The organism is Sphingomonas sp., from assembly GCF_003248515.1.
Taxonomy (GTDB): domain Bacteria; phylum Pseudomonadota; class Alphaproteobacteria; order Sphingomonadales; family Sphingomonadaceae; genus Sphingomonas_I.
Window position 1 is genome coordinate 20,730 of sequence record NZ_QFOB01000021.1, and the last position, 23,611, is coordinate 44,340.

The 23,611-nt window shown below is 63.4% G+C and carries 21 protein-coding genes, 1 pseudogene and 1 other annotated feature; of the genes and pseudogenes, 15 read left to right on the forward strand and 7 right to left on the reverse strand.

The features are described 5' to 3' along the window. The first annotated feature begins 265 nt into the window (after positions 1–265). Positions 266–909: pseudogene (locus DI605_RS20300) on the forward strand (IS6 family transposase). Between the two features lie 114 nt (positions 910–1,023). Continuing rightward, positions 1,024–1,968 carry a LysR substrate-binding domain-containing protein gene (locus DI605_RS20305; protein ID WP_293977438.1) on the forward strand — a complete coding sequence of 315 codons (945 nt, stop codon included), beginning with the start codon at positions 1,024–1,026 and terminating at the stop codon, positions 1,966–1,968. Positions 1,969–2,014: 46 nt separating this feature from the next. Here the strand turns inward: DI605_RS20305 and DI605_RS20310 are convergent, their stop codons facing one another. Beyond that, positions 2,015–3,745 (reverse strand): amidohydrolase, encoded by a 1,731-nt coding sequence (locus DI605_RS20310; RefSeq protein WP_293977440.1) that lies wholly within the window; start codon positions 3,743–3,745, stop codon positions 2,015–2,017. Positions 3,746–3,940: 195 nt separating this feature from the next. Between DI605_RS20310 and gabT the strand changes: the two genes are divergently transcribed. Genes gabT through DI605_RS20325 form a run of 3 tightly spaced genes read left to right on the forward strand, consistent with a single transcriptional unit; the run spans position 3,941 to position 8,072 of the window. Next, the gene (gene gabT / locus DI605_RS20315) at positions 3,941–5,212 is read left to right on the forward strand and encodes a 4-aminobutyrate--2-oxoglutarate transaminase (RefSeq protein ID WP_293977442.1); all 1,272 of its coding nucleotides are present in this window, start codon (positions 3,941–3,943) and stop codon (positions 5,210–5,212) included. Next, positions 5,209–6,684, forward strand: coding sequence for an NAD-dependent succinate-semialdehyde dehydrogenase (locus DI605_RS20320; RefSeq protein WP_293977444.1), 1,476 nt, complete (start codon positions 5,209–5,211; stop codon positions 6,682–6,684). Before gabT ends, DI605_RS20320 begins: the two co-directional genes overlap by 4 nt. Continuing rightward, positions 6,681–8,072 (forward strand): amino acid permease, encoded by a 1,392-nt coding sequence (locus DI605_RS20325; protein WP_293977446.1) that lies wholly within the window; start codon positions 6,681–6,683, stop codon positions 8,070–8,072. Before DI605_RS20320 ends, DI605_RS20325 begins: the two co-directional genes overlap by 4 nt. A gap of 29 nt (positions 8,073–8,101) precedes the next feature. Here DI605_RS20325 and DI605_RS20330 read toward each other — a convergent pair whose 3' ends face one another. Further along, positions 8,102–8,548 carry a GNAT family N-acetyltransferase gene (locus DI605_RS20330; protein ID WP_293977448.1) on the reverse strand — a complete coding sequence of 149 codons (447 nt, stop codon included), beginning with the start codon at positions 8,546–8,548 and terminating at the stop codon, positions 8,102–8,104. A 367-nt stretch (positions 8,549–8,915) separates the two neighbouring features. On the opposite strand from DI605_RS20330, the gene DI605_RS20335 reads away from it, so the two are divergent. The 3 genes from DI605_RS20335 to DI605_RS20345 all read left to right on the forward strand — a co-directional run bounded on the left by DI605_RS20335 (position 8,916) and on the right by DI605_RS20345 (position 14,030). Next, positions 8,916–11,570 carry a TonB-dependent receptor gene (locus DI605_RS20335; protein ID WP_293977450.1) on the forward strand — a complete coding sequence of 885 codons (2,655 nt, stop codon included), beginning with the start codon at positions 8,916–8,918 and terminating at the stop codon, positions 11,568–11,570. A gap of 8 nt (positions 11,571–11,578) precedes the next feature. Beyond that, positions 11,579–13,303: an amidohydrolase gene (locus tag DI605_RS20340; protein WP_293977452.1), complete on the forward strand. Its 1,725-nt coding sequence runs from the start codon at positions 11,579–11,581 to the stop codon at positions 13,301–13,303. 220 nt (positions 13,304–13,523) lie between these two features. After that, positions 13,524–14,030, forward strand: a complete 507-nt coding sequence (locus DI605_RS20345; protein ID WP_293977454.1) for a DDE-type integrase/transposase/recombinase — start codon at positions 13,524–13,526, stop codon at positions 14,028–14,030. A gap of 466 nt (positions 14,031–14,496) precedes the next feature. Here DI605_RS20345 and DI605_RS20350 read toward each other — a convergent pair whose 3' ends face one another. The 5 genes from DI605_RS20350 to DI605_RS20370 form a co-directional block, all read right to left on the reverse strand. Continuing rightward, on the reverse strand, positions 14,497–15,219 hold the full coding sequence (locus DI605_RS20350) for a DNA-binding domain-containing protein (protein WP_293977456.1): 723 nt from the start codon (positions 15,217–15,219) through the stop codon (positions 14,497–14,499). Next, positions 15,216–16,049 carry a DUF692 domain-containing protein gene (locus tag DI605_RS20355; RefSeq protein ID WP_293977458.1) on the reverse strand — a complete coding sequence of 278 codons (834 nt, stop codon included), beginning with the start codon at positions 16,047–16,049 and terminating at the stop codon, positions 15,216–15,218. Before DI605_RS20355 ends, DI605_RS20350 begins: the two co-directional genes overlap by 4 nt. A gap of 60 nt (positions 16,050–16,109) precedes the next feature. Next, complete coding sequence (locus tag DI605_RS20360; RefSeq protein ID WP_293977460.1) at positions 16,110–16,370, reverse strand: hypothetical protein; 261 nt, start codon at positions 16,368–16,370, stop codon at positions 16,110–16,112. 70 nt (positions 16,371–16,440) lie between these two features. After that, positions 16,441–17,082 carry a DUF1109 domain-containing protein gene (locus DI605_RS20365; protein WP_293977475.1) on the reverse strand — a complete coding sequence of 214 codons (642 nt, stop codon included), beginning with the start codon at positions 17,080–17,082 and terminating at the stop codon, positions 16,441–16,443. Further along, positions 17,082–17,621: a sigma-70 family RNA polymerase sigma factor gene (locus tag DI605_RS20370; RefSeq protein WP_293977462.1), complete on the reverse strand. Its 540-nt coding sequence runs from the start codon at positions 17,619–17,621 to the stop codon at positions 17,082–17,084. The genes DI605_RS20365 and DI605_RS20370 overlap by 1 nt, the downstream gene beginning before the upstream one ends. A gap of 185 nt (positions 17,622–17,806) precedes the next feature. Here DI605_RS20370 and DI605_RS20375 point away from each other — a divergent pair, with 185 nt between their 5' ends. From DI605_RS20375 to DI605_RS20405, 7 genes are all read left to right on the forward strand, one after another. Next, positions 17,807–18,070, forward strand: coding sequence for a DUF2282 domain-containing protein (locus tag DI605_RS20375; protein ID WP_293977464.1), 264 nt, complete (start codon positions 17,807–17,809; stop codon positions 18,068–18,070). 70 nt (positions 18,071–18,140) lie between these two features. Further along, entirely contained in the window at positions 18,141–18,617 is a 477-nt protein-coding gene (locus DI605_RS20380) for a DoxX family protein (protein ID WP_293977466.1), read from the forward strand. 187 nt (positions 18,618–18,804) lie between these two features. Beyond that, positions 18,805–18,860, forward strand: a sequence feature (sul1 is cis-regulatory element that is thought to sense ions involved in sulfur or methionine metabolism; They are found in Alphaproteobacteria). A gap of 66 nt (positions 18,861–18,926) precedes the next feature. Further along, positions 18,927–20,426 (forward strand): SulP family inorganic anion transporter, encoded by a 1,500-nt coding sequence (locus tag DI605_RS20385; RefSeq protein WP_293977468.1) that lies wholly within the window; start codon positions 18,927–18,929, stop codon positions 20,424–20,426. A gap of 180 nt (positions 20,427–20,606) precedes the next feature. Then, on the forward strand, positions 20,607–20,906 hold the full coding sequence (locus DI605_RS20390; protein WP_293977470.1) for a hypothetical protein: 300 nt from the start codon (positions 20,607–20,609) through the stop codon (positions 20,904–20,906). 46 nt (positions 20,907–20,952) lie between these two features. Further along, on the forward strand, positions 20,953–21,921 hold the full coding sequence (locus tag DI605_RS20395; RefSeq protein ID WP_293977471.1) for a helix-turn-helix domain-containing protein: 969 nt from the start codon (positions 20,953–20,955) through the stop codon (positions 21,919–21,921). Between the two features lie 103 nt (positions 21,922–22,024). Beyond that, complete coding sequence (locus DI605_RS20400) at positions 22,025–22,951, forward strand: amidohydrolase (RefSeq protein WP_293977473.1); 927 nt, start codon at positions 22,025–22,027, stop codon at positions 22,949–22,951. Positions 22,952–22,962: 11 nt separating this feature from the next. Beyond that, entirely contained in the window at positions 22,963–23,532 is a 570-nt protein-coding gene (locus DI605_RS20405) for an SDR family NAD(P)-dependent oxidoreductase (protein ID WP_293977477.1), read from the forward strand. The last annotated feature ends 79 nt before the right edge of the window (positions 23,533–23,611 follow it).

Genomic DNA, 23,611 nt, shown 5'->3' on the forward strand with positions numbered 1-23,611 from the left:
ACAGGGGTGTTGTCAAGCCAACGGAGCAGGCCATGATCACCGGGATGTCAGCACCGCGATCTCATCTGGCTAGTTGTCGCCCTCTACCCGCTGAAGGCGGGACCGCGTTGCTCTGACAATGCCTTCCAGACGGTACTGTCAGAGCAACTTGGCAGGCGCGCCTCGCGCCTGGTAGCCGGGCGGGATGAGCCGCAGATCCCGGGCTAGGCCCGCCAGCCCGTTTCGCTAATTCAACTCGCCGCCGGAAGTGATCCGGCTCGTCGTGATGATGTATGTGCGCTTCCCGCTGTCGCTGCGGAACGTGGAAGACCGGCTGGCCGAGCGCGGGATCGACATCTGCCATGAAGACGGTGCGGCATTGGGTGGAACCGGTTCGGGCCGCTTTTTGCGGGCGAAATCCGCCGACAGCGGGTGAGCCGGATGCGGGGCTTCCGGCAGTGACGGTGGCACCTCGACGAGATGTACGTGAAGCTCATCGGCGAGATCGTCTACCTGTGGCGTGCGGTAGATCATGAAGGTGAGATCCTCGAGAGCTACATTACCCGCGAGCGAGACAAGAAGGCAGCCCTGCGTTTCATGAAGAAGCCACTCCGTCTGCATGGATCACCCGAGGCAGTCACCACGGATGGTCTGCGCTCCTACCGCGCTGCGATGACCGAGCTCGGCAACGCGGACAAGCAGGAGGTAGTGCGCTGGGCGACCAACCGGGTTGAGAACAGTCACCTCGCCTTCCGCAGACGAGAGCGGGCGATGCTGCGGTTTCGAAGAATGGCGAGCTTGCGGAAATTCGCCTCGGTCCACGCCAACGTGAACAACCACTTCAATCTCGAGCGCCACCTCGTCGACCGCCAGACCTACAAACTCCGCCGCTCGGCCCCCATGGCTGAGTGGCAAGACCTCATGGGCTAGGCCGCTAGTCTCAAAGACCGAGCCGCATCGTCTGGAGACGGGTTCGCATTAGACTGACAGCACCCGGCGACCTAAGATTGCGGCTGAAAGATGCTGATGTCATGACGATGAAAGATGAACGACAAAAAATCTGTTCCGCCGTTTGCCGCGTTGCGAGCGTTCGAAGCGTACGGCCGATTGGGCGGTTTCCGTAAAGCCGCACAAGCTCTCAGCGTTGATCATGCGGTCATCAGCCGCCATCTGCGGGCCTTGGAAGCAATCATCGGCACGGCGCTGATCGAGCGGCAACGAGGCGCGGAGCATTGGCTCACTGCGGATGGTCGCGCCTATCATGCACGCATCTCCAAGGCGCTCGATGACATTGCTGCGGCGACGGACGCCCTTCGCCATCGACATCAGGATCGCTTTTTGATCTGGTGCTCGCCCGGCTTCGCCAATAACTGGCTGCTGGAGCGCCTGATGGATTTCAACGCGCGCTTTCCGGCGATTGATCTTGCGTTGCGCCCCTCCGATGAACCCGTGAAATTCACGATCAATGAGGCTGACGGTGACATCCGCTATCTTAGAAACGGCGACGAAGCGCATTTGCCCGCGGGGCTCCGACGCGATGAGCTAGCCCGCCCGAATGTCTTTCCTGTGGCGAGCCCCCGGTTCGTAGCCACAATGGAGGATCGGCTAAACACCGTGCATGACCTTCTCCAATTCCGACTGCTCCATGAGGACGGTGACCTTGAATGGCGCACCTGGCTCTCCGCCCACGGCATTACGCATGATCGGCCGCTACCGGGGCCGCGCCTTTGGCACGCAAATACGACTATGGACGCGGCACGCAGCGGGCAAGGGATTGCGCTGACCAACCATTTTTTGCTCGCAAAGAGCCTGGAAGACGGCACGCTCGTCAAAGTGCTGCCGAGGCAGGAACCGCTGCGCCGAGTGGAATTAGGTGCCTATAATCTCATCGCCCGAGAGGATCGCTGGAACAATATCTCGCTGATCCGCTTCCGCCAGTGGATCCGGGAAGGCGTGCAAAAAAGCGGTCATTCTGAGGATGCGCAGTGAAGCTGACGGATAGAGGCCGGCCGTGTTCGGGCTGGCCTCATCCTTATCAGTTCGCGCTATTCGTCCGGTCGTAAACCAGTTTCCCTCCGATGAAGGTCATGTCGATCTTCGTCGTCAGGAGCGTTGCCTCGGGAGCTGTCATCGGATCGTGATCGAGCACGATCATGTCCGCGAGTTTCCCCGCCTCAAGCGTGCCCTTGACCCCTTCTTCCCACGACAAATACGCAGGATTCGCAGTATACATGCGGATGGCGTCCGCCCTCGAGACGGCTTCCTCCGGTCCATGAACCCGTCCGCTCGGGCCTTTGCGGGTGATCGCCGCATAAAGACCTACCATCGGCCCGATCGGCAGATTGTCGCTGCTGAATGCTACGAATATGCCTGCCTTGCGAGGGGTCGCGACCGAATTGTTGTGCGCGAGCCGCCAGGGATCCAGCGTTTCCTCGTAGCGGCCCTCGAGATTGTACAGGAAGTTCGGCTGCTGGGCGATCATGATGCCGTCGCGCGCCATCGTCCGCATCGTCTCGGCCGGCGGCATGATGGTAAAATGATCGACGAACCAGCGACGGTCCTTGCCCTTTCGTCCGGGTCCCTGGATCGTCGTCAACGCATGATCATAAGCGGCCACGGTTTGTACAATCGCCGCATCGCCGATCGCGTGAAGCGCCATCTGCCAACCATTGCGGGCGCAATCGTCCACCATTGCCTGCAGTTCGGCGTCGGTGAAGCGCCCCTTTCCACGGAAGCCCGGCTTTCCTTTATAGTCGGCCAGCGTCCACGCGGTCGGACCGGTAAATCCGCCGTCGACCGCATTCTCGCCGATGCCGCCCAGGCGGACGCGCGTGTCCCCGTCACCGCTTCGATGGGGGAAAGCCTTGAGCCGTTCGGGTCCCGGATAGGAAATGTAGGTGGTCACGCGGGGCAGATCGGCACCCTGCTCGTCATATAGCGCGCGGAGCCGCCGATATGTCAGCATCGGCTTGGGATCGGCGACGCCGCCCTGCCCGACCGGTTCGTCGTCGATCGTGGTACTGGCCGAATGGAAGCTTGTGATTCCCAGCGGCAGCAGGGCCTTGATGGATGTGATGAAGCCCGGTCGCAGCTGCTCCCAGCTGTCTTCCGGCACGAGGCTGTAATAGAGGTCGCTTCGCTCGCGGATCACGCCATTGGCTTCGCCATCCGCGTCGCGCTCGATCAGGCCGTTTTTCGGGTCCGGCGTCGATCGATCTATCCTGGCAAGTTTGAGTGCGGCGCTGTTGCCGACGGCCGAATGGCCGCCCGCACGGGTCAACACCACGGGATTGTCGGGCGCCGCCGCGTCGAGATCTGTCTTGGTGGGGTTGCGCTTGTCGCTCAGAAGCGCCTCATCCCATCCGGCGCCCGTGATCCATTCGCCCGGCCCAAGCTCGCGGGCCTTGGCCTTGATCCGTTCCTGAAGGATCGCGATCGAGGAGACGCCTTGCATCGAGATTTGCCGATGCGACATCGTCATCATGTGGACGTGGGCGTCGGTGAAACCCGGCATCAACGTCCGGCCCTTCAGGTCGATCGTCCGCGCGGCCGTATAGCGCCTGGCGAGATCCGCGCCGCCCGTCGCGACCACCTTGCCGTCGCTGACGGCGATCGCGGACGCGACCGAAAACTTCGGATCGACGGTAAGAACCTTGCCGTTCACCAGCAGAAGATCGACCTTCTGTGCCGCCTCAGCAGCCGTGGCCGCCAGACCCAAAGCCGACACGAGCATCATTTTGCGCAAGCCGCGCACAGTACCGATCATAAGCTGCCTCCCTGCAATGCAGGCAACTTGCCACGATCGCGAAGCATGACGAGGCGACTCTCGGGCCGCTTATGGTGATGTGCGCGCACCACCGGGATGCGACCCGAAAGTCACCACTATCGACCCCATTGTCCACTCCCCGCTCGCCCGCCCTGTCCATATCGTTTCCGGCAGAAGAGCCTTTCGGGGGAAGTTGTGAAGACGAGTTCTGACTATCTGGGGCGCCGGCTGGCCGCTGTCCCGCGCGGGGTTGCGACCGCGGCTCCGGTTTTTGCGGATCGTGCTGAAAATTCAGAGATCTGGGATGTGGAAGGCCGCCGTTATATCGATTTTGCCGGTGGCATCGCCGTCCTCAATGTGGGCCATCGCCATCCCCGCGTGATGGCGGCGGTGCAGGCGCAGCTGGAGCGCTTCACCCACACCGCGTTCCAGGTGATGGCGTATGACAATTATGTGGAACTGGCCGAACGGCTGAATGCGGCGGCTCCGTTCAGCGGGCCAGCCAAGACGATCCTTTTCACAACCGGCGCCGAGGCGACCGAAAATGCGGTGAAGATCGCCCGCGCTGCCACTGGCCGATCCGGAATCATCGCCTTTGCCGGCGGTTTTCACGGACGGACTGCGCTTGCCTCCGCCATGACCGGCAAGGTCGTGCCCTACAAGCGGGATTTCGGCCCGTCCGTTCCGGAAGTCTATCATGTGCCGTTTCCAGGTTCGCGAGGGGGCGTGACGATCGAGGACAGCCTGCGCGCGCTGGATTTCCTGTTCGCAGCCGATATCGCGCCGGAGCGGGTCGCCGCGATCATTATCGAGCCGGTGCAGGGCGAGGGCGGCTTTCATGTCGCCAGTCCGGAATTGCTGAAGGCACTGCGCGCGATCTGCGATCGCCATGGCATCAAGCTCATTTCCGATGAGGTGCAGGCCGGCTTCGCCCGGACCGGCAAGATGTTCGGGATCGAGCATACGGGCGTCGAGCCGGATCTGGTCGCCGTGGCCAAGTCGCTCGCCGGCGGCTTTCCCCTGTCCGGCGTGATCGGCCGGGCCGAACTGATGGACAGTGTCGAGCCTGGCGGCCTCGGTGGCACCTATGGCGGATCGCCGGTGGCGTGCGCGGCGGCGCTCGCCGTGCTCGACATCATCGAAGAGGAAAAGCTGCTGGCGCGCGCAGATGCGATCGGCAGTCGGCTGCGGGCGCGGATCGCATCCTGGCAGGGGCGGAATACGCTGCTTCCGACGACGGGGCTGCGCGGGCCTGGCGCGATGATCGCCTTCGATATCACCACCACCCACGGCGAGCCGGATGGCGCCGCAGCCAAGGCCGTCTGCGTACGGGCGCTGGAAGAAGGGCTAATCGTGCTGACGTGTGGTCCCTTCGGCAACACGATCCGCATTCTCGTACCGCTGACAGCGTCGGACGAGATCATCGAGGAGGGGCTCGACAAGCTCGAGTTGGCACTGACGGCATGACCGATGAAATGGGCCGGATTGGCCTGAAGCGCCCCGACCTTCTCCGTACCCAGGCGTTCGTCGCGGGGCTTTGGATCGATGGAGCCTCGACGATCGAGGTGATCAATCCCGCCACGGGCGGCGTGATCGCGGCCGTCCCCGCGCTGGGCTCGGCGGAAACCGAGGCCGCCGTCGCCGCGGCGGCGGAGGCATTCCCGGCCTGGCGCGCGCTTACGGCGCGTGAGCGCGGGCGCAAGCTGCGTGCCTGGCGGGATCTGATGCTGGCGAACAGCGAGGATCTTGCCCGGCTGATGGCAGCCGAACAGGGCAAGCCGCTGGCCGAGGCACGGGGCGAGGTTGGCTATGCGGCCAGCTTCCTCGAATGGTTTTCTGAGGAAGCCGTCCGGATCTATGGCGAAGTGATACCTGGGCATCTGGCCGACAAGCGGCTCATGGTTTCACGCCGACCGGTCGGCGTTGTGGCCGCGGTCACGCCATGGAATTTCCCGCTGGCGATGATCACCCGCAAGGCCGGCCCGGCGCTTGCGGCCGGCTGCACGTTCGTTCTCAAGCCTTCCGAGTTGACGCCCCTCTCGGCGCTCGCTCTGGCGGCGCTGGCCGAAGAGGCTGGAATACCGGCCGGTGTGTTCAGCGTGGTGACCGGGCCGCCCGGCCCGATTGGCGATGTCCTCGTCGAGGATTCCCGCGTCGCCAAATTCACGTTCACCGGTTCCACGCCGATCGGCAAGATGCTGGCCGCGCGCTGTATGAATACCGTCAAGCGCGTTTCGCTGGAACTGGGCGGCAACGCGCCGTTCATCGTATTCGACGATGCGGATGTGGATCAGGCGGTGGAAGGCGCGCTCGCCTCCAAATTCCGGAATGCGGGACAGACCTGCGTCTGCGCGAACCGCCTGCTGGTCCAGGCGGGGATCTACGATGCCTTTGCCGAAAGGCTGGCTGCGCGGGTGGCCGCGCTCGCCATGGGCGATGCGCTGGCCGGCGACGCCCCGATCGGTCCGCTCATCGATCAGCGCGCGCGCGACAAGGCGGAGGCGCATGTCGCCGATGCCGTGGCACGCGGGGGCACAGTCTTGTGCGGTGGCGGCGCGGCGGACGGACCCGGTTTCTTCTTCCGGCCGACCGTGATCGTCGGCGTCCCGGATGATGCTCTGCTCTGCCGCGAGGAAACGTTCGGGCCCGTGGCGGGGCTGGTCCGCTTCGAACGCGAGGCGGATGCTGTGCGACTTGCCAACGATACGCGCGCTGGCCTTGCGTCCTATCTTTTCACGCGCGATCTCTCCCGCTCCTATCGGGTGAGCGAGGCGCTGGATTACGGGATGGTGGGTATCAATACCGGATTGATTTCCACCGAGGTCGCACCATTCGGCGGCGTGAAGGAATCCGGGCTGGGCCGTGAGGGGAGCAGCCATGGTATCGATGACTATGTCGATATGAAGCTGGTCTGCACCCATATCGAGCCCGCTCAATGACTGATCCGGCCCAAGGCCATGGCGACGACGCCTCGCTCGGCCATTCGCTCAAATCCCGTCATGTCGCGATGATCGCGATTGGCGGTATCATCGGCGCCGGCCTGTTCGTGGGCAGCAGCACCTCGATCGCCACCGTCGGCCCGGCCGTGATCGTCAGCTATTGTCTGGCGGGGCTCATCATCCTGCTCATCATGCGGATGCTGAGCGAGATGGCGACGCTTTCGCCCTCGGCCGGCTCGTTCACCGAACTGATCCGTATCGGCCTCGGTGATGGCGCGGGCTTCGTGTCCGGCTGGCTCTACTGGTACTTCTGGGTCGTGGTCGTCGCGATCGAGGCCATTGCCGGCGGCGTCATCCTCGCCGAATTTCTCCCCCTTCCCGCGTGGCAGATAGGCCTCGGCCTGTTGTTTCTCATGACGATCGCCAATCTTTTTTCGGCCCGTTCCTACGGGGAACTGGAATTCTGGCTTTCGTCGGCGAAGGTCGCCGCGATCATCGGGTTCATAGCGATCGCCGGCCTCTGGGCCTTCGGCGTCACCTCTCCGAACGGGCCGACCTTCGGCAACCTCACCGCGCATGGCGGGTTTGCCCCGCGCGGATGGGGCGTCGTGCTGGGCGGCGTGACGAGCGTGATCTTCGCGCTGTGCGGCGCGGAAATCGCCACCATCGCGGCGGCGGAATCCAATGCGCCGGCGCGAACGATCGCCCGCATGACCGGCAGCGTGGCGCTCCGGATTCTCCTGTTCTACGTTCTCTCGATCCTTTTGATCGCGTCCGTCATGCCGTGGACGGCGATCGTGCCGGGTCAGTCGCCCTTCGCTTCTGCGCTTGCCTTCATGGGCATTCCGGCGGCCGCCCTCATCATGAAGATCGTCGTTCTGATCGCTGTCGTATCGTGCCTGAATTCCGGGCTGTATGTCACATCGCGGGTGCTGTTCGTGCTGGCCCGTCGCGGCCATGCGCCGCAATGGCTGGTACAGGTCAACCGGCGCCGCGTGCCGGTGCGGGCCACCCTGATCGGCAGTCTGTTCGGATATCTCGCGCTGCTTGCCTCAGTTCTCTCGCCGCAGGTGGTGTTCAGCTTCCTCGTCAACGCCTCGGGCGCGACGATGCTGATCATCTATCTGTTGGTATGTCTGGCGCAGGTTCGGCAACGGCGTCTGGTCGAGCGTTCCGCGCCAGAGAGGCTGATCGTGCCGATGTGGCTCTTCCCCTATGCCACCTACGCCACGATCGCGGCCATCGTGATCGTGCTGATGTCGATGGCCTTCGATGCCGATCTGCGGACCCAACTGCTGGCGAGCGCGGTGCCAACCATCGTCGCCATGGCGGCCGCGATGATCAATCGCCGCCGCGCCCGGAAGGCGGAAGGAATGGCGGTAGCATAAGGGGGCCCGATCGAGGGCGATTGCCGTCGTCAGAACTGGCGCCGATACTGAATGAATCCGGAGCGTTCGGCGACATTGTCGTAGAGTTTCATCGCCGTGCCGTTCGTTTCATGCGTGAGCCAATAGACGCGCGAACAATGCGCGGCTTCGGCGCGGGCATAGACATGCTCGATCAGAGCCCGTCCGACTCCCGCGCCGCGCGCATGATCGATCGTGAAGAGATCCTGCAGATACATATAGTCGCCGACCGTCCAGGTTGAACGGTGCCGGATGAAATGGACGAGTCCGACGGCCTCGTGGCCATGCCACGCCAGCGCGCCCGACATCGGCTCACCGTGCCGCAGCAGGCGATGGAATGTGGTATCGGTCAGCTCCGCCGACAGGCTGATCCCGTAAAAGGCCTGATATCCCAGCCACAGCCGCAGCCAGGCATCATGATCACTCGCGAACAGGTCGCGGATCTGCACGTTATCCATTTGTCTGTCTCTCATGCGCCGCCGGTCATGGCCGGGATCCGTTATCGTCGGACGCGGCTTAACCGATTGGTCCGATCGGATTTCTCTTTCGACAGACGCCCTCGCCTGCCTTCCCACAGCTCTAGCGAGCGCCTTCCCCCCGGGGAGGCGCTTTCGGCGATGAAGGCCGTGATCTGGCGGCACCACCCGCGATGCGGCTTGGTGCGCTGCAGTCACCAAACATCACGTGTTTGTCATCTGGCGCAAGGTCCTTTGTTGCGGCACCAGATCTTATCGGGAGGCGATCGGGCTCGCCACCGCAGGGATGGATCAGGCGTGGAAGCCTGACCGTCGTGCGGCCAAGTCATTGAAAATGGGGGTCTTCTACATGAACGTCCGCACGTCCACTTATCGTCGCCTGTTGTTGTGCGCCTTGCTTTCTTCCACGGCTCCGCTGAGCGCCCAGGTTGCAGGCGGGACGGCCAGCGATCCCGCGGCGACGAATGGTGCCAACGGTGCAGCGCAGGCCCAGGCCGGCTCCGATCTGGGCGGCGAGATCGTCGTGACCGCGACGCGCACCGCGCAGACCGCCTCCAAGGTTCCGATCAGCATTACGGCCTACACCCAGGCCAAGCTGGATCAGCAGGGCGTGCGGCAGATCGACGATCTCTATCGTCTGACCCCCGGCGTGAATTTCGAGCGCACCAATCTGCGCAGCAACATCTCGATCCGCGGCATTTCGTCCGGGGCCGGTGCCGCGACCACCGGAATCTACATCGACGATACGCCGATCCAGGTGCGCGTGGTCGGCTATTCGGCCACCAACGCCTATCCCGCCGTCTTCGATCTGGCGCGTGTCGAGGTGCTGCGCGGTCCGCAGGGCACGCTGTTCGGCGCGGGCTCGGAGGGTGGCACGATCCGCTTCATCCAGGAACAGCCCAATCTCGATCATTTCAGCGGCTATGCCCGCACCGAAGTGGCGACCACGGAAGGTGGTGCACTGAGCTATGAAGGCGGCGTCGCGCTCGGTGGCCCGATCGTGCAGGACAAGATCGCTTTCCGCGCCAGCGTCTATTTCCGGCGCGACGGCGGGTATATCGATCGCGTCATCGGCCTGCCGACCGTGCTCAGCTCGAATGGTTCGGCCGGGCCCGAAAACTCGCTGCTGTTCAACACGACCGGAATCGGCCGCAAGGACAGCAATTCCACGGAGACCACCTCCGCCCGTCTCGCGCTGACATTCGCACCGACCGAGACGCTGACGATCACGCCGTCGGTCATGTATCAGAAGATCCATTCGCCCGATAATATCACGCAGTTCTGGCCCTCGGCATCGGACAAGGGGTCGACCGACCTGCGCACGCCGATGTGGATCCCCAGCGTCGATGCGACGCATGTCGCGATCCCGGGTGCTCCGCTCACCGAGCCGCTGACCGATCGCTTCTGGCTGCCCTCGCTCGCGATCAAATGGGAGCTTGGCGGCATCGAACTGTTCTCGAACAGCTCCTATTTCGATCGCGCCTCGCACTTCACGCCCAACTATACGCAGCTCTACGAGCTGACCTATGCACGCCGTCAGGTCGTCCAGGCGGGCGATTTCGCAATCTCGCCGCAGGATAATTACCAGAAGAACTTCTCGCAGGAGGTTCGCCTGCAGTCTGGCGATGCCGACTCTCGCTTCCGCTGGGTCGTGGGTGGCTTCTACACTCGCAACAAGCAGCGGTCGGTGCAGGACAGCCGCGTGAATTTCGTGTCGCTTGTTCCCAGCATCGCCAACGCCACCGTTCCGGGTTACCCGGCTCCGCTGCCGGCGGTGAACAACGGTGCGCCGTTCGGCGCCGGTTACAGCGCGTATATCAACTATTACGGCATGGCTCCCCTCAATGGAGTGACCACTTATTATGCCGATCTGCGGACCGTGGATGAGCAATATGCGGGTTTCGGCGAGGCCACCTTCAAGGTCACGCCGCGCCTGTCGCTGATCGGCGGCGTGCGTGTGTCGCGTAACAAGACCAGCATCGATGCCATTTACAACGGCCCGAACTCGAATCTGAACGCACCGCGCGGCTATGCCTGCGTTCCGGGCACAGGCGCTCCGGGGGCACCGGCCTGCATTCCCGTCGCCGTCGGCCAGTACAAGCCGGGTGAGGGGCCGTTCGCGCCCGCCTTTGCCAATGGCGGCGCCGGCCAGGCCCAGACGGCCGTCACGCCCAAATTCGGGGTGTCCTGGCAGGCAACCGACCGGAACCTGCTGTATTTCACGGCATCCAAGGGCTTTCGACCCGGCGGCGCGCAGCCGCGCCAGCCTTCGACCTGCAATGATCAGCTCGTCGCGCTCGGTTATGTCGATGGTTCGGGCAAGGCGGACTCGCCGACCTCCTACAATTCGGACTCGGTGTGGAGCTATGAGGCCGGTACGAAGAACCGGATCGGGCGGATCCAGCTCGATCTGAGCGGCTATTATATCAAGTGGAAGAACATTCAGTCGACCGTGTCGCTATCCACCTGCGTGCAGTCGATCATCGACAATCTGGGCTCCGCCACCAGCAAGGGCTTCGATCTTCAGGCGCAGCTGCCCGTATTCTCCAATCTGCTGCTCTCGGCCGCGGTGGCCTATAACGATACCACCTTCAACGATGCCACGGTGCTCGGCGGGCGGACGCTCTACACCGATGGATCGGCCATCCCCGGCTCCGGCGCGCCCTGGACGATCACCTTGAGCGGCCAGTATGATTTCGAGCTGCTCGATCGCAAGGGCTACCTGCGGGCGGACTATACCCACGCCAGCAAGTTCCGCCGGACCGGGGCGAGCGATCCCGGCACCGTCTCCTATGATCTCATGGTCCCGCCGCGTCCGGCCACGAACATGGTCAATGCCCGCGTCGGCATGACGTTCGAGGGGATAGATGCCTCCCTCTTCATCAACAACATGTTCAATTCGCTGCCGTCGCTGGGACTCAGCCGCAACATCAACCAGCCCGTCTATACAAACTATACCTTCCGGCCTCGCACTGTTGGCCTGACCGTTTCCTACCGTTACTGATCCAGGTGATGACGATGTCCAGAACCAGTCTTCTCGCAGCCCTCACGATGGGAATTGCGGCGGCCCCGCTGGCCGCCGCGACCCAGCCGGTCGATCTCCTGTTCGTGAACGGCCATGTGCTGACCGTCGACAAGAGTTTCTCCACGGTTTCGGCCGTGGCGGTCAAGGATGGCCGCATCGTTGCGACCGGCGGCGCTGAGTTGGCCGGGCGATATTCCGCCGCCCGTCGGATCGATCTCGGCGGGCGGACGCTGATGCCGGGTTTCATCGATACGCATCTTCACCTGTATGGCCTGTCGCACCGCGCGATCGAGCCGGCGAAAGCGACCTCGATCGCCGATCTCAAGGCAATGGTGGCGGCCAAGGCGAAGGCGCTCGGGCCGGGTGAATGGATCATCGGCTATGGCTGGGACGAAGCGCAGCTTGCGGATCACCGCGTGCCGACCCGCGCGGATCTCGATGCCGCCGCGCCCGACAACCCGGTCGCGCTGACGCGGGCGGGTGCGCACAGCATCGTCGCCAACAGCCTTGCCTTTCAGAAGGCCGGGATCACGGCCAAGACGCCGGATCCGGAAAGCGGCCTGATTGAACATGGCCCCAACGGAGAGCCCAGTGGGATCATCCGTGAACGGACAGATCTGATCACCAGCCTGGTGCCGAATGACACGCCCGATCAGATGCGTCCGAGCTACATCGCCAGCCTGAAGGCGTTGCTGGCGCTCGGCATCACGAGCTTCATGGAAGCGTTCACCAGCATCGATGACGAGCCGGTCGGCAAGGGTGGCAAGGAAGCTGGCGAGGAGACGCGTCCGGGGCCCTCGCTGCACAGCTGGCGCGAATTCCGTTCCATCTATGACGAGATGGGTGCGGATCTGCCGCGGATCACGCTTTACATCGCTTATCCCGGCGCGAAACGGCTGCGCGAATTTCCCTATCACACCGGCTACGGCAATGATCGGATCAAGCTGGGGCCGATCGGCGAGACGCCCTATGATGGCGGCTTCACCGGCCCGACGGCGCTCACCAAGGAAGATTATAAGGGCCTGCCCGGCTTTCGCGGCAAGGCTTTCATGACGCGTGAGAAGGCGCTGGAACTGGTGCAGGTTTCGGCCGAACGCGGCTGGCAGCTTGGTATCCATGCCATCGGCGACGCCGCGATCGAGACGATGGCGGGCGTCTATCACGACGTTCTCGTCACCCGGCCGAAATCCGATCACCGCTGGTTCCTGTCGCATTTCACGATGCAGCCATCGGATGCGACGATGGATCAGATGGTGAAGGATGGGGTTTATGCCGCCGCCCAGCCCAATTTCCTCTACAATCTGGAAGGCCGTTACGAAGCGACCCTGGATGGCGCCCGCCTCGAAAATATCAATCCTGTCGGCGTCCCGCTTCGCCACAATGTGAAGATGGCTTTCGGCAGCGATAATCTGCCGATCGGGCCCATGGTGGGCCTCTATGCGGCGATCAGTCGCAAGGGCCCTGACGGCCGGGAATTCGGACCGGAACAGAAGGTTTCGCGGCAGGAGGCGATCCGGCTTTATACGGCTGACGCAGCCAAGCTGAGCTTCGACGAAGCAAAGAAGGGTTCTATCGAGACCGGCAAGCTTGCGGACCTGATCGTGCTCGATCACGATCCCCTGACAGTACCCGAGAATCAGATACTCAACATCAATGTTGATATGACGTTTGTGGGTGGGAAAGAAGTTTACAGAAGGTTGGGTAATCCCTGAACTGGTTGTGTCGGAGCAATGTGGCAGCGCCGTTCGCCGGCTGGTAACTGCGCGAAATATCTCGCCAATCTCGCGCTAAACCGCCTTCGCCGTTTCGGCGTTTCAATTCCTCACCCGAGGTGATCCACCTCGTCGTGCTGATGTACGTCCGCTTCCCGCCATCACTGCGGAACGTCGATCCCCGCTGTTCGAGCGCGGGATCGACGTCTGTCACGAGACGGTGCGCTTCTGGTGGAAGCGCTTCGGGCCGATGTTCGCAAGGGACATCCGCCGCCAGCGCATTTCGCGCATGCGCGGCTTCCGGCATTGGCGGTGGCACCTCGACGAGGTGTTCGCGATGATCAACGGCGAGACACACTATCTCTGGCGCACGGTCGATCACGAGGGTGAGCTCCTCGAGAGCTACGTCACCAGGACCAGGGGCAAGAAGGCCGCCCTCCCGTTCATGAAGAAGGCGCTGAAGCGCAATGGCTCACCCGAGCGGATCACAACAGACGGCCTGCGATCCTATCAGGCCGCCATGCGCGGACTCGGCAATGGCCATCGGCAGGAGATCGGCCGGCACGCCGACAGCCGGGTCGAGAGCAGCCACCTGCCTTTCCGACGAAGAGAGCGGGCCATGTTGCGTTTCGGGCGAATGGCGAGCCTCCAGCAGTTCGCCTCGGTCCACGCCAACGTCCACAACCACTTCAATCTCGAACGCCGCCTCGTCGATCGTCAGACCTAAAAGCTTCGCCGTTCAGCCGCCCTGGCCGAGTGGCAGACTCTCGCGAGCCAAGCCGCCAGCTTCCAAGGTCGACCTGCATCGTCAAGAGACGAGTTCGCATTGGACTGACGCACCGCCAATCAAGCCCCACAATGGCTGATTTCACAAGATTTCGTTGCCGTTGCTATCGGCGCCCACCAAATTGCTTGCCAGCGCGAGGCTCGGTCAGCGGCGCTCTCTGACCAACCAGGAGCGTTGAATACGGCGGATCGAGGCGGAGGGTCGCTGTAATCGCAATCAATCGACAATCCGGAGGTCCGCTCTCATCGCTGCCTTCAGATCGTGGTCAGCCTTCATCCGGTCAGGCGGGTTATCGTTTGATTCGATCATGCGCCGGATGGCGTCTCTTACGGGTGCAGCGGCTACCAGGTGTTCAGTCCCGGCATCTGGTGGACCTGCCGTTCGTCATGAAGGGGCGCCGATAATGTCAGAGCCCGGTTATGAGCCCGTCCCGCAGCCATCGGCCAAGCATTTCCCCTGCGAATCTCACACCATCCTGCTGCCCAAATTCATCCACAAGTGACGCGCAGAGCGACGCGAAGGTCTCGCCGGACCGGGCGAGGCGGATCGCCTGAGCCTCGCGAATATCGGCCACGCGAAAGCGTGAGACATAATCCCGTCGCCAGACGAGCAGCACGCCCGGATCCGTCAGCATTTCTGCCGCAGGCGGTGTGTTTCCCGCCGTCATCGCCGATAGCAAGTCCGGCGCGTTGGTGAACATGTCGCGCATGTCGAGGGTTGTCGTGAACTGGAGTACGGCGCGATCCCAGTCGGCAATTGCCAGTCTCGCCTCGCTGACGGGCAATGTGTCGGGTCCGACGAACGCCTCGGCGAGCGCGCATTCCAGCCAGGCCAGCTCGGCAATTTCGGGATCATCCGGGAACATGATCCCGAGAGTCTCGGAAAAGCCCTGCGGATAGGCATCAAGCGTCCAGCTATGTGGAGGGACGCGATCGACATGGCGGGCGACTGCGTTCGCGAAGGTCTTGTCTCCGATCCACGCACGGGTCCGGGCGAAAGTGTCTTCCAGGCAGGCGGCGAGCGAGGCCTGGTAGTTGTTCCTATAGATGGCCAGGCCGATGCTGACGCCGTCATCGGCCGTATCGCGCAGCGCGGCCGCGAAATCCCGCTGGAACGCGAGCAGGTTCATGCTGCAATCCGCGCGGCATCGGCGCCGATGCCGCGCGCGACCGCAAGCTCTTCAAGCAGATCGGACAGCGGCGGGATCGCATCGTCACGCTCGATCATCGTCGCCACCGTACCGAGCCTGGGGAGGGCATGCGCGTACAGATCCCACACCGAGGCACAGACCGGTTGGTCATGTGTGTCGATCAGCAGATCGGCGCCTATCCTGTGCCCCGCGAGATGGATCTGGCGCACCCGATCGGCCGGAAGCCCGTCCAGATAGGCGGTCGGATCGAAGCCGTGGTTCATCGCGCTCACGAACACGTTGTTGACATCCAGCAGCAGGCCGCAGCCGGTGCGCGCGCAGACAGCGTCGAGGAATGCCCACTCGCTATAATCCGCGCCGTCGAAGGCTATGTAGGAAGAGGGGTTCTCGATCAGGATCGTCCGGCCGATCGCCTCCTGCGCGCGATCGACATTGGCGCAGACGATCGCCAGCGCTTCGTCCGTATAAGGAAGGGGCAGGAGATCGTGCGAGTTGAAGCCGTCGATCCGCGTCCAGCAGAGATGATCGGATACGAACAGCGGCTCGATCTCGTCGACAAGCGTCCTCAGTCGACCGAGATAGGCCCGGTCGACCCCGTCGGCCGAACCGACCGACATCGAGACGCCGTGGAGCGCGACGGGATAGAGATTGCGGACGTCACGCAGGATCTGCCGTGGCCGCCCACCATCGACCATGAAGTTCTCCGAGATGACCTCGACGAAATCGACATCGACGCGGCCTTCCAGAAAGTCGGCATAATGCGGCTTCCTGAGGCCGAGGCCGTAAGTGCGGACTGGTGCGGCGATCATGATAGATCCTTGGTCGAGAAAAAGGCCCGGTCGCGCGCAGGCATGACCGGGCCCGTCGGATCACTTGGCGGTGAGGCTGCCGCCGGCTGCCGTGCACTTCTTGGCGGTCATCTCCTTGAAGCCCTGGCCTTTGCAGGAATTCTGGCCCTTGCAGTCATTGTGCGCGGTCTTGCAGTCGGACGTGCCCTTGCAGGTGTTGACGCCGTAGCAATGGACCGCATCGCCGGCGCCCTTGGCGAACGCGGGCGCGGTCGGTGCGGCGGCAGCGAGCGCGACGATGGCGGCGGAGGCGGCGAAGCTGATTGCGGTGGTGGTGCTCATGAAGTCTCTCCGGTGTGAGTGTGCCCGTGTGGCCCCTGTAGCTACGGGGCGAGCCCGGCCCCGGTTACACTCACCAGCGCAAAAGACGCGGGCCGAGCAGCGCGCCGAGGCATGCGGCCAGCGCAATGCCGAGGCTATACCAGGTCAGCACGAAGATCGCGGACACTTCGGGACAATGGAGACAGTAGATCGTGGCCGACCAGGCGCCTGCCGACAGCCCGGCAGCAGCCCCGGCTGCGCGCAACCGCGTCGGCGCCAGCCTTCGGAACGACCAGAGCAAGCCGGCGAAGATCGGCGCGGCGAGCGCCAGCACAATCCACGGGCAGACTTTCCAGCTATGTCCCAGCCACATGGCGAGCCACTCGGCGGAAGGCACATGCGCCATCTCGCCGATGCCGATCCCCGCCAGCAGCGCGACAGGCACGGCCATCAGCCACAGCCAGCGCAGCGAGACGGCGGTGGGCCGCGCCAGCCGCACCGTTGCGAAAACCGCACAGGCGGCGAGCGACAGCGTGTAGGTCCACTTCATCCAGAAGGAGAAGCCGCGCATCGCGATCGACAGATCGGGCCGCAGGCCGAGCAGGCCAACGACCAGCAGGGCCGCGACCACACCCCCGGCGCCAATCCCCAGCGCAATTCGCAGGATCGCGGCGTGGCGGCGGACCGGCGGCACATCGGCGCTGAGCGTCTGAATAAGCTGATCCGTATTCATCATTCCCCGCGCCCCCGGATGCGGGTGGCGAGTGCCTTCAGCCCGCGATGCACGGATATCTTCACGTCGGATTCTCCGATCCGCGCCTTCGCCGCCGCTTCGGCGATGCTGAGCCCGTCGATATGCGTGTCACGGATCGCCTGTGCCTGTTTGGGCGAGATCCCTTCGAGCAGGCGCACCACATCCATCCGCGCGGCGCACGCCTCCTCGAAGCCCTCGACGATCAGGATATCCTCGACATCCTCGATCGGCACGGACACGCGCGCCCGCCGGAGATGATCGATCATGCGATAACGCGCGACCGCATAGAGCCATGCGACGAAGGGGCGATCCCGATCGTAGCTGGCCCGGCGGGTGTGGACGGCGATCAACGTCTCCTGCACCAGATCCTCGACATCCTCGTCCCGACCGCGCAGTCGGCGGCTATAAAAAGCCCGCAGCAACGGGACGAGCGCGCGCAGCAAGGTGCAGTGGGCGGCCGCATCGCCGTCCAGCCCATCCATCATCCATTGCTTTAGCTGCGTTTCGCCCGGCTGCATGCGCGCTCCCTGCAGGCCTTTACGCGAAGACGTGGGTGACGGTTACACAAAGCGATCGAAAAGGTCTGTAACCGGCTGGACCAGAGCCGCGTAACCAAGATCGAGACCCGGCCATCGCCTCATCTTCGGGTCACCCGCCGCCGGCCGCATGGCCCGCCCGGGAGGCGCAGACAAAGGATAGGATCATGACCAGGACCCATGCGGCGCTCGCCGCCACCCTCGCGCTCGGCCTCGTGAGCGCCGCTCAGGCCGCAGACAAGCCTGCGATGGAGAAATGCTACGGCGTGTCGCTGGCCGGCAAGAATGATTGCAAGGCGGGCGCGGGCACCAGTTGTGCGGGCACTTCGAAGGTCAATTACCAGGGCGATGCCTGGAAGCTGGTGAAGGCGGGCACATGCACGTCGATCAAGACCCCGAAGGGTCCCGGCTCGCTCGCGCCGAGGGCGTGATCCATTCCTCCGGCGCTCGCCCCGCATCGATCGCGGGGCGAGCGCCGGACCAGCCCAGAGGAAGATCGCCATGTCTTTCGCCATTGCCGCCTATCGGCGCGCCGGCATGCACGCCGCTCGAATCCTGCCGCAGGCCTTGCTGCTGCTGATCGCGCGGCTCGGCATCGCCGCCGTCTTCTTCCTGTCCGGACGGACGAAGGTGGAGGGCGTTCTCAAGATCACGGATGCAACCTACGAACTGTTCCGCACCGATTATGCGCTGCCTTTCCTCTCGCCCGAGATCGCAGCACCTGCGGCCACCTATTCGGAACATATCTTCCCGATCCTGCTGGTGCTGGGCTTGTTCACCCGTCCCGCAGCGCTGGCCTTGTTCGGCATGACGACGGTCATCGAGGTGTTCGTCTATCCAGACGCCTGGCCGACGCATCTGAGCTGGGCCGGCCTCCTGCTTTTCCTGATCGCCATGGGACCGGGCGTCTGGTCCCTCGACAGGATCATTGGTCTCGAACGACAACCACGATCCGCAGTGACGGGCCGACTGGAATGATCGCGGGCGCATGGCGACTACGTCGGTATCGAAGGTCGCCGGGTTGCGCATCGCCGCGATCGACTGGACCAATGCCCGGTTTCGGAGGCTTTGATGTGCGGCGTGACCGACCGACTTTGGAGCGTCGCGGCGCTCTCGTTCGGCGGTTGCAATTTCGGAAAAAGCGAGCCTATGAGGCGCACATTCGCATGGACCCGGTGAAAATCCGGGTGGCTATTCCGGCCGCCGATCCGCCGGACAACGCATGTCGCAGGGCCGTTCGCCTGCTCCTTCTCGCGCTGGCCGCTGCGGCAATCGTCGGTTTCCCATATGAACAGCACTGCTCTTTCGCGGTACCGGGCTGAATGGTTCCGTGGCGCTGGCGAAGCCCGACGCGAAATCCTCGCTGGCATGGTCGGCACCTTTGCCCTCATTCCAGAGGTCATCGCCTTCTCTTTCGTCGCGGGCATCGATCCTGAGGTCGGCCTCTTCGCCTCGTTCGTGATCGGAATCGTCATCGCGATCGCGGGTGGACGGCCCGCCATGATCTCCGGCGCGGCCGGATCGGTCGCGCTGGTCGCGGCAGCGCTCGTCCATTCTCACGGCCTGCAATATCTCCTCGCCGCGACGCTCATGGCCGGCCTGTTCCAGATCGCCTTTGGCCTGATGAAGCTCGACGTGTTGATGCGTTTCGTGTCGCGATCCGTCAGGACGGGCTTCGTCAACGCGCTCGCCATCCTGATCTTCTCGGCTCAGGTGCCGCAGATGCTGGACGTCAGCTGGCATACCTACGCGATGATCGCGCTTGGCCTCATCATCATCTATCTGGCGCCCCGCATCACGACGGCGATCCCGTCCCCGCTGATCTGCATCGTCATCCTGACCGGAATCAGCATCGCCTTTCCGATGCCGATCCACACCGTCGCAGACCTTGGCCGCCTGCCTTCCGCCCTGCCATCGCTGACAGTCCCGGCGGTGCCGCTGGATTGGGAAACGATCCGCATCGTCGCTCCGTTTGCGCTGGCCATGGCGGCCGTCGGTCTGCTGGAGTCGATGATGACGGCCAGCGTCGTGGACGACCTTACCGAAACCACGAGTGCCAAGGCGCGGGAATGTGCGGGCCTCGGCCTCGCCAATATCGCCGCCGGACTGTTCGGCGGCATCGCCGGCTGCGGCATGATCGGCCAGACGGTGGGGAATGTCCGCTATGGGGGGCGAGGGCGTCTCTCAACCCTCGTAGCGGGGGTCTTCCTGCTGCTCGTGATGGTGCCGCTCCGCCCATGGGTCGCGCAGGTGCCGGTGGCGGCACTGGTCGCGATCATGATCATGGTGTCGGCCAGCACGTTCTCGTGGGGGTCGATCCGTGATCTCGCTCGCCATCCCAAGGTTTCGGGCCTGGTCATGATCGCCACGGTGATCGTCACGGTCGCGACCCATGATCTCGCCGCCGGGGTCGCGGTGGGCGTGCTTCTCAGCGGCGTGTTCTTCGCCGCCAAGGTGACACGCCTGATGGACGTTCAGGTTACCTATGACGAAGCGACAGATACGCGGATATACCGGGTGACCGGTCAGATCTTCTTCGCCAGCGCGGACATCTTCGCAGATCGCTTCGACCTGCGTGACACGGCCGCCAAAGTCCGCATTGACTTGACCGCTGCCCATCTGTGGGACGTCACGGCGGTCGGCGCGCTGGAGGAGATCGTCACCAGGATGCGGCACCATGGCATAATCGTCCAGGTGATCGGTCTCAACGAGGCAAGCGCCGTACTGGTCGACCGACTGGCGCCAGATTTGGGATCGGCGCTGTCAGATCTCCGGGGCGGGCGCTAGCAGTCGGCGATGAGCCGCAAATCGGGGGCGAAGCCGTCTTCCCCATTCTGCCGCTTGAACTCGTCGCCTGAGATCATCCGGCTGGTTCGGCCATGAAGAGAAGCGGGCGAGCCGCATCCACGCCAACGATCGGGCCAAAAACAGCAATCTGCCCATCCGGCGACGCGAGCGCGCGATGCCATGTTCAGACGGATGGCATCATTACAGAAGTTCGCATCCGTTCGCGCCAACGTCTACAACCACTTCACTCCCGAGCGCCCCCTCATCGATAGCCAAACCTACAAGCTACACCGCTCAACCGCGCTGGCCGAGCGGCAGACCCTCATCGGCCAGGGTCCAGCGTCAAAGCCCGATCTCCAGCATGGAGAGACGCGTTCGCGCCAGACTGACAGCACCATCAAAATCGAAAGCTGGTGGACAGGTCGAACAAAAAAAGGTCTTCTGCTGGTTATTAACCCACCAGTGCCTAAGCGAGAGTGACGTCGATCACCGCCCGAAGAGGCGGGATTGCTAGGAGAAATTCGGTATGGACACGTTCAGCACGATCGGACTGCCAGGGCGTGGCAGCGGGCGAACCGATGCCTGGAACTCGCTTTGGGCGACCCAGATGAGCCGATGTGGATTTATGCCGGTCGACAAGGGGCATTTCGATGCCGAGTTGCGAATCGGCGTGATGGGGCCGCTGAAGCTCGCGCACCTTTCCGTCGATCATTGCAGCGTCGAACGATCGCAGAGCGATATCATCAAGAGCGGCTCGAGAGCCTATAACTTTCTGCTGCAGGCTTACGGCACTTCAACTTTCTTCCATTGCGGCCATCAGTCTCGGCTGGGCGAAGGAGATTTTGTCCTCTGCAACACAGCCATGCCCCACTATTGGGAAGCGGATGGGCCATCCACCACCATCATGGTCCGCGTTGAGCCGGAAGTGCTACGCGAATATTTGCCGACGCCAGAACAGTTCTGCGGGCTACATCTCGGCCGAGCCATTGGATTCGCGGATACCGCAGGCGCTATGGTCAGGTCACTCACCGGACAAGTGCAGTCCGGAGGCTCGACCGCGCAAGAGAGCCAAGTTGCAGGTTATCTGCTCGAAACCATTTCGCTATCCTATATGATGGCTCATGCAGACGGATCAAAAGGTTCTGCAGTGGTCTGGCAGCGGCACCGCGACATCGTCCAGCATATTGAAGCCCACCTCCGCGATCCGGATCTCAGTCCCGGCTCGATCGCTTCGGGCCTCCGGCTGACGCCACGCTACCTGCGGACGATCTTCTCCGCTTCGGGCGAACGGATCTCCGCCTATGTGCTCCGGCGCCGACTGGAAGAATGCGCCCGGCAAATGCGCAATCCCGCCTGGAACGGACATACGCTTACCGAGATCGCCTTTTCATGGGGCTTCAACAGCGCCGCTCACTTCACGCGGAGCTTCCACGATCACTATGGCGTCGCTCCCCGAGCTTATCGGCGGTTGCAGGAAGTAAGCGGCGACGTTTGAGGCAAGGACTTCCGCCGCTTTAAGCAATTGCCGTCCAAGAATACCACGCACCATCGAACTGCGCGCTCGCGCCAGCCGCACCCCCGCCGCGCTGGAGTATTCCATGGCCCTGCCGTTGTTCGACACCCACGCCCACCTGATCGCTGACGACTGGACGCGTTACCCCGCGCGCCCGCTCGCCCCCAATCTGCCGACGCCGACGCCGCCGGACTATAGCGTCACCGGCGACGCGCTGATCGCCATGATGGACGAGCAGGACGTCAAGAGCGCCTGCCTCGTTCAGCGAGGCCACGTCTATGGCTTTGACAACAGTTACATCATCGATTCAGCCCGACGCTATCCCGGACGGCTGCACCCGGTGGTCATCCTCGATCCACAGGATCCCGCAACTCCGCAAATCTATCGCGACATGGTGCGCGACGATGGAGTGCGCGGTTTCCGCATGGCGCAATCGCGGCCGCATCTGCTGGATACCGCCTGGATCAGTTCGCCGGCGGCGATGGACGTCTGGAAGGCTTGCGCCGATCTGGGCACGCCCGTGACGTTGATCGTCTTCATGAACCACCTGTCTTTCACCTTGCCGCTTATCAAGATCATAGCGGGGATGTTCCCTGATCTGCCGATCCTGCTGGATCATGGTGCGATGCCTTTCGGCATGACCCAATTTGAGGTCGGTATCGCCAAGGCGGAGGGCCGGCCCATCGTGATGCCGCGGCCTCCGCATTTCGGCATCGACGGGACGATCGGCATCTTCGAAGACGTGCGGAACGTTCACTTCAAGATCACCGAAATCAACATGGAAAGGCTTGCGGCCGAGAACATCCGCAGCGCGCATATCGTCCGCCGCCTTGTCGACGGTTTCGGCCCGGACCGCGTGATGTGGGGCTCCGATATCGGCCAGAGCATGCTGTGGAGCTACGCCGAGAAGACGGCGATGGCGCGTGCGGCTACCGATTTCCTGACCGAGACGGAAGCGCACAATCTGCTCCACGACAACGCCGCGCGGGTTTACGGAGCGACGGGCGCATGAGTGCGGCAGGCATGGATCCGCTCTTCTCGGTGGCGGGAAAGGTGGCGCTCGTCACAGGCGGGACGAGCGGGATCGGGACGATGATCGCGCGCGGCTTCGTGCGGCGCGGGATGCGGACCTACATCACCTCGCGCAACGCCGGGCAGGCCGCCGCCATGGCCGCCGAGCTGGCCGCCGAGGGCACATGCATCGGCCTCGCCGCCGATTTCTCCCGCGAGGACGCGCCCGCCCTCCTTGCAGCGCAACTCGGCGAACGGGAGGAGCGCCTCGACGTCCTCGTCAACAATGCCGGCGCCAACGAGGTCGCGCAGATCGAGACCGCCACCGCCGACGGGTGGGACATGGTGATGGACGTGAACCTGCGTGCGGCCTTCTTCCTGTCGCAGCAGATGCTGCCGCTGCTGCGCGCAGCAGCGACTGCGGAAGACCCGGCGCGGATCATCAACCTGGGCTCGATCGGCGGCCTGCACATTCCCAATTGGGAAGCCTATGCCTATGGCGCGTCGAAAGCGGCTCTGCACCACCTGACCCGCGCGCTTTGCAAGCGCCTCGGCCGCGATCAGCCCACATTTCCCAAGTAAGGCGCTGATTTCGCTGTCCTGACCATTATATTTCCTATATAAAACATGGTGTTGAAGGCTGCGAGGGGCGCGTTTCATG

Bases quoted from the DNA above. Each gene is read 5' to 3' on its own strand.
- DI605_RS20305 (WP_293977438.1), top strand. From the start codon at position 1,024: ATGAACGACAAAAAATCTGTTCCGCCGTTTGCCGCGTTGCGAGCGTTC.
- DI605_RS20310 (WP_293977440.1), bottom strand. From the start codon at position 3,745: ATGATCGGTACTGTGCGCGGCTTGCGCAAAATGATGCTCGTGTCGGCT.
- DI605_RS20320 (WP_293977444.1), top strand. From the start codon at position 5,209: ATGACCGATGAAATGGGCCGGATTGGCCTGAAGCGCCCCGACCTTCTC.
- DI605_RS20325 (WP_293977446.1), top strand. From the start codon at position 6,681: ATGACTGATCCGGCCCAAGGCCATGGCGACGACGCCTCGCTCGGCCAT.
- DI605_RS20330 (WP_293977448.1), bottom strand. From the start codon at position 8,548: ATGGATAACGTGCAGATCCGCGACCTGTTCGCGAGTGATCATGATGCC.
- DI605_RS20335 (WP_293977450.1), top strand. From the start codon at position 8,916: ATGAACGTCCGCACGTCCACTTATCGTCGCCTGTTGTTGTGCGCCTTG.
- DI605_RS20340 (WP_293977452.1), top strand. From the start codon at position 11,579: ATGACGATGTCCAGAACCAGTCTTCTCGCAGCCCTCACGATGGGAATT.
- DI605_RS20350 (WP_293977456.1), bottom strand. From the start codon at position 15,219: ATGAACCTGCTCGCGTTCCAGCGGGATTTCGCGGCCGCGCTGCGCGAT.
- DI605_RS20355 (WP_293977458.1), bottom strand. From the start codon at position 16,049: ATGATCGCCGCACCAGTCCGCACTTACGGCCTCGGCCTCAGGAAGCCG.
- DI605_RS20360 (WP_293977460.1), bottom strand. From the start codon at position 16,370: ATGAGCACCACCACCGCAATCAGCTTCGCCGCCTCCGCCGCCATCGTC.
- DI605_RS20365 (WP_293977475.1), bottom strand. From the start codon at position 17,082: ATGAATACGGATCAGCTTATTCAGACGCTCAGCGCCGATGTGCCGCCG.
- DI605_RS20370 (WP_293977462.1), bottom strand. From the start codon at position 17,621: ATGCAGCCGGGCGAAACGCAGCTAAAGCAATGGATGATGGATGGGCTG.
- DI605_RS20375 (WP_293977464.1), top strand. From the start codon at position 17,807: ATGACCAGGACCCATGCGGCGCTCGCCGCCACCCTCGCGCTCGGCCTC.
- DI605_RS20380 (WP_293977466.1), top strand. From the start codon at position 18,141: ATGTCTTTCGCCATTGCCGCCTATCGGCGCGCCGGCATGCACGCCGCT.
- DI605_RS20385 (WP_293977468.1), top strand. From the start codon at position 18,927: ATGAACAGCACTGCTCTTTCGCGGTACCGGGCTGAATGGTTCCGTGGC.
- DI605_RS20390 (WP_293977470.1), top strand. From the start codon at position 20,607: ATGTTCAGACGGATGGCATCATTACAGAAGTTCGCATCCGTTCGCGCC.
- DI605_RS20395 (WP_293977471.1), top strand. From the start codon at position 20,953: ATGGACACGTTCAGCACGATCGGACTGCCAGGGCGTGGCAGCGGGCGA.
- DI605_RS20400 (WP_293977473.1), top strand. From the start codon at position 22,025: ATGGCCCTGCCGTTGTTCGACACCCACGCCCACCTGATCGCTGACGAC.
- DI605_RS20405 (WP_293977477.1), top strand. From the start codon at position 22,963: ATGGATCCGCTCTTCTCGGTGGCGGGAAAGGTGGCGCTCGTCACAGGC.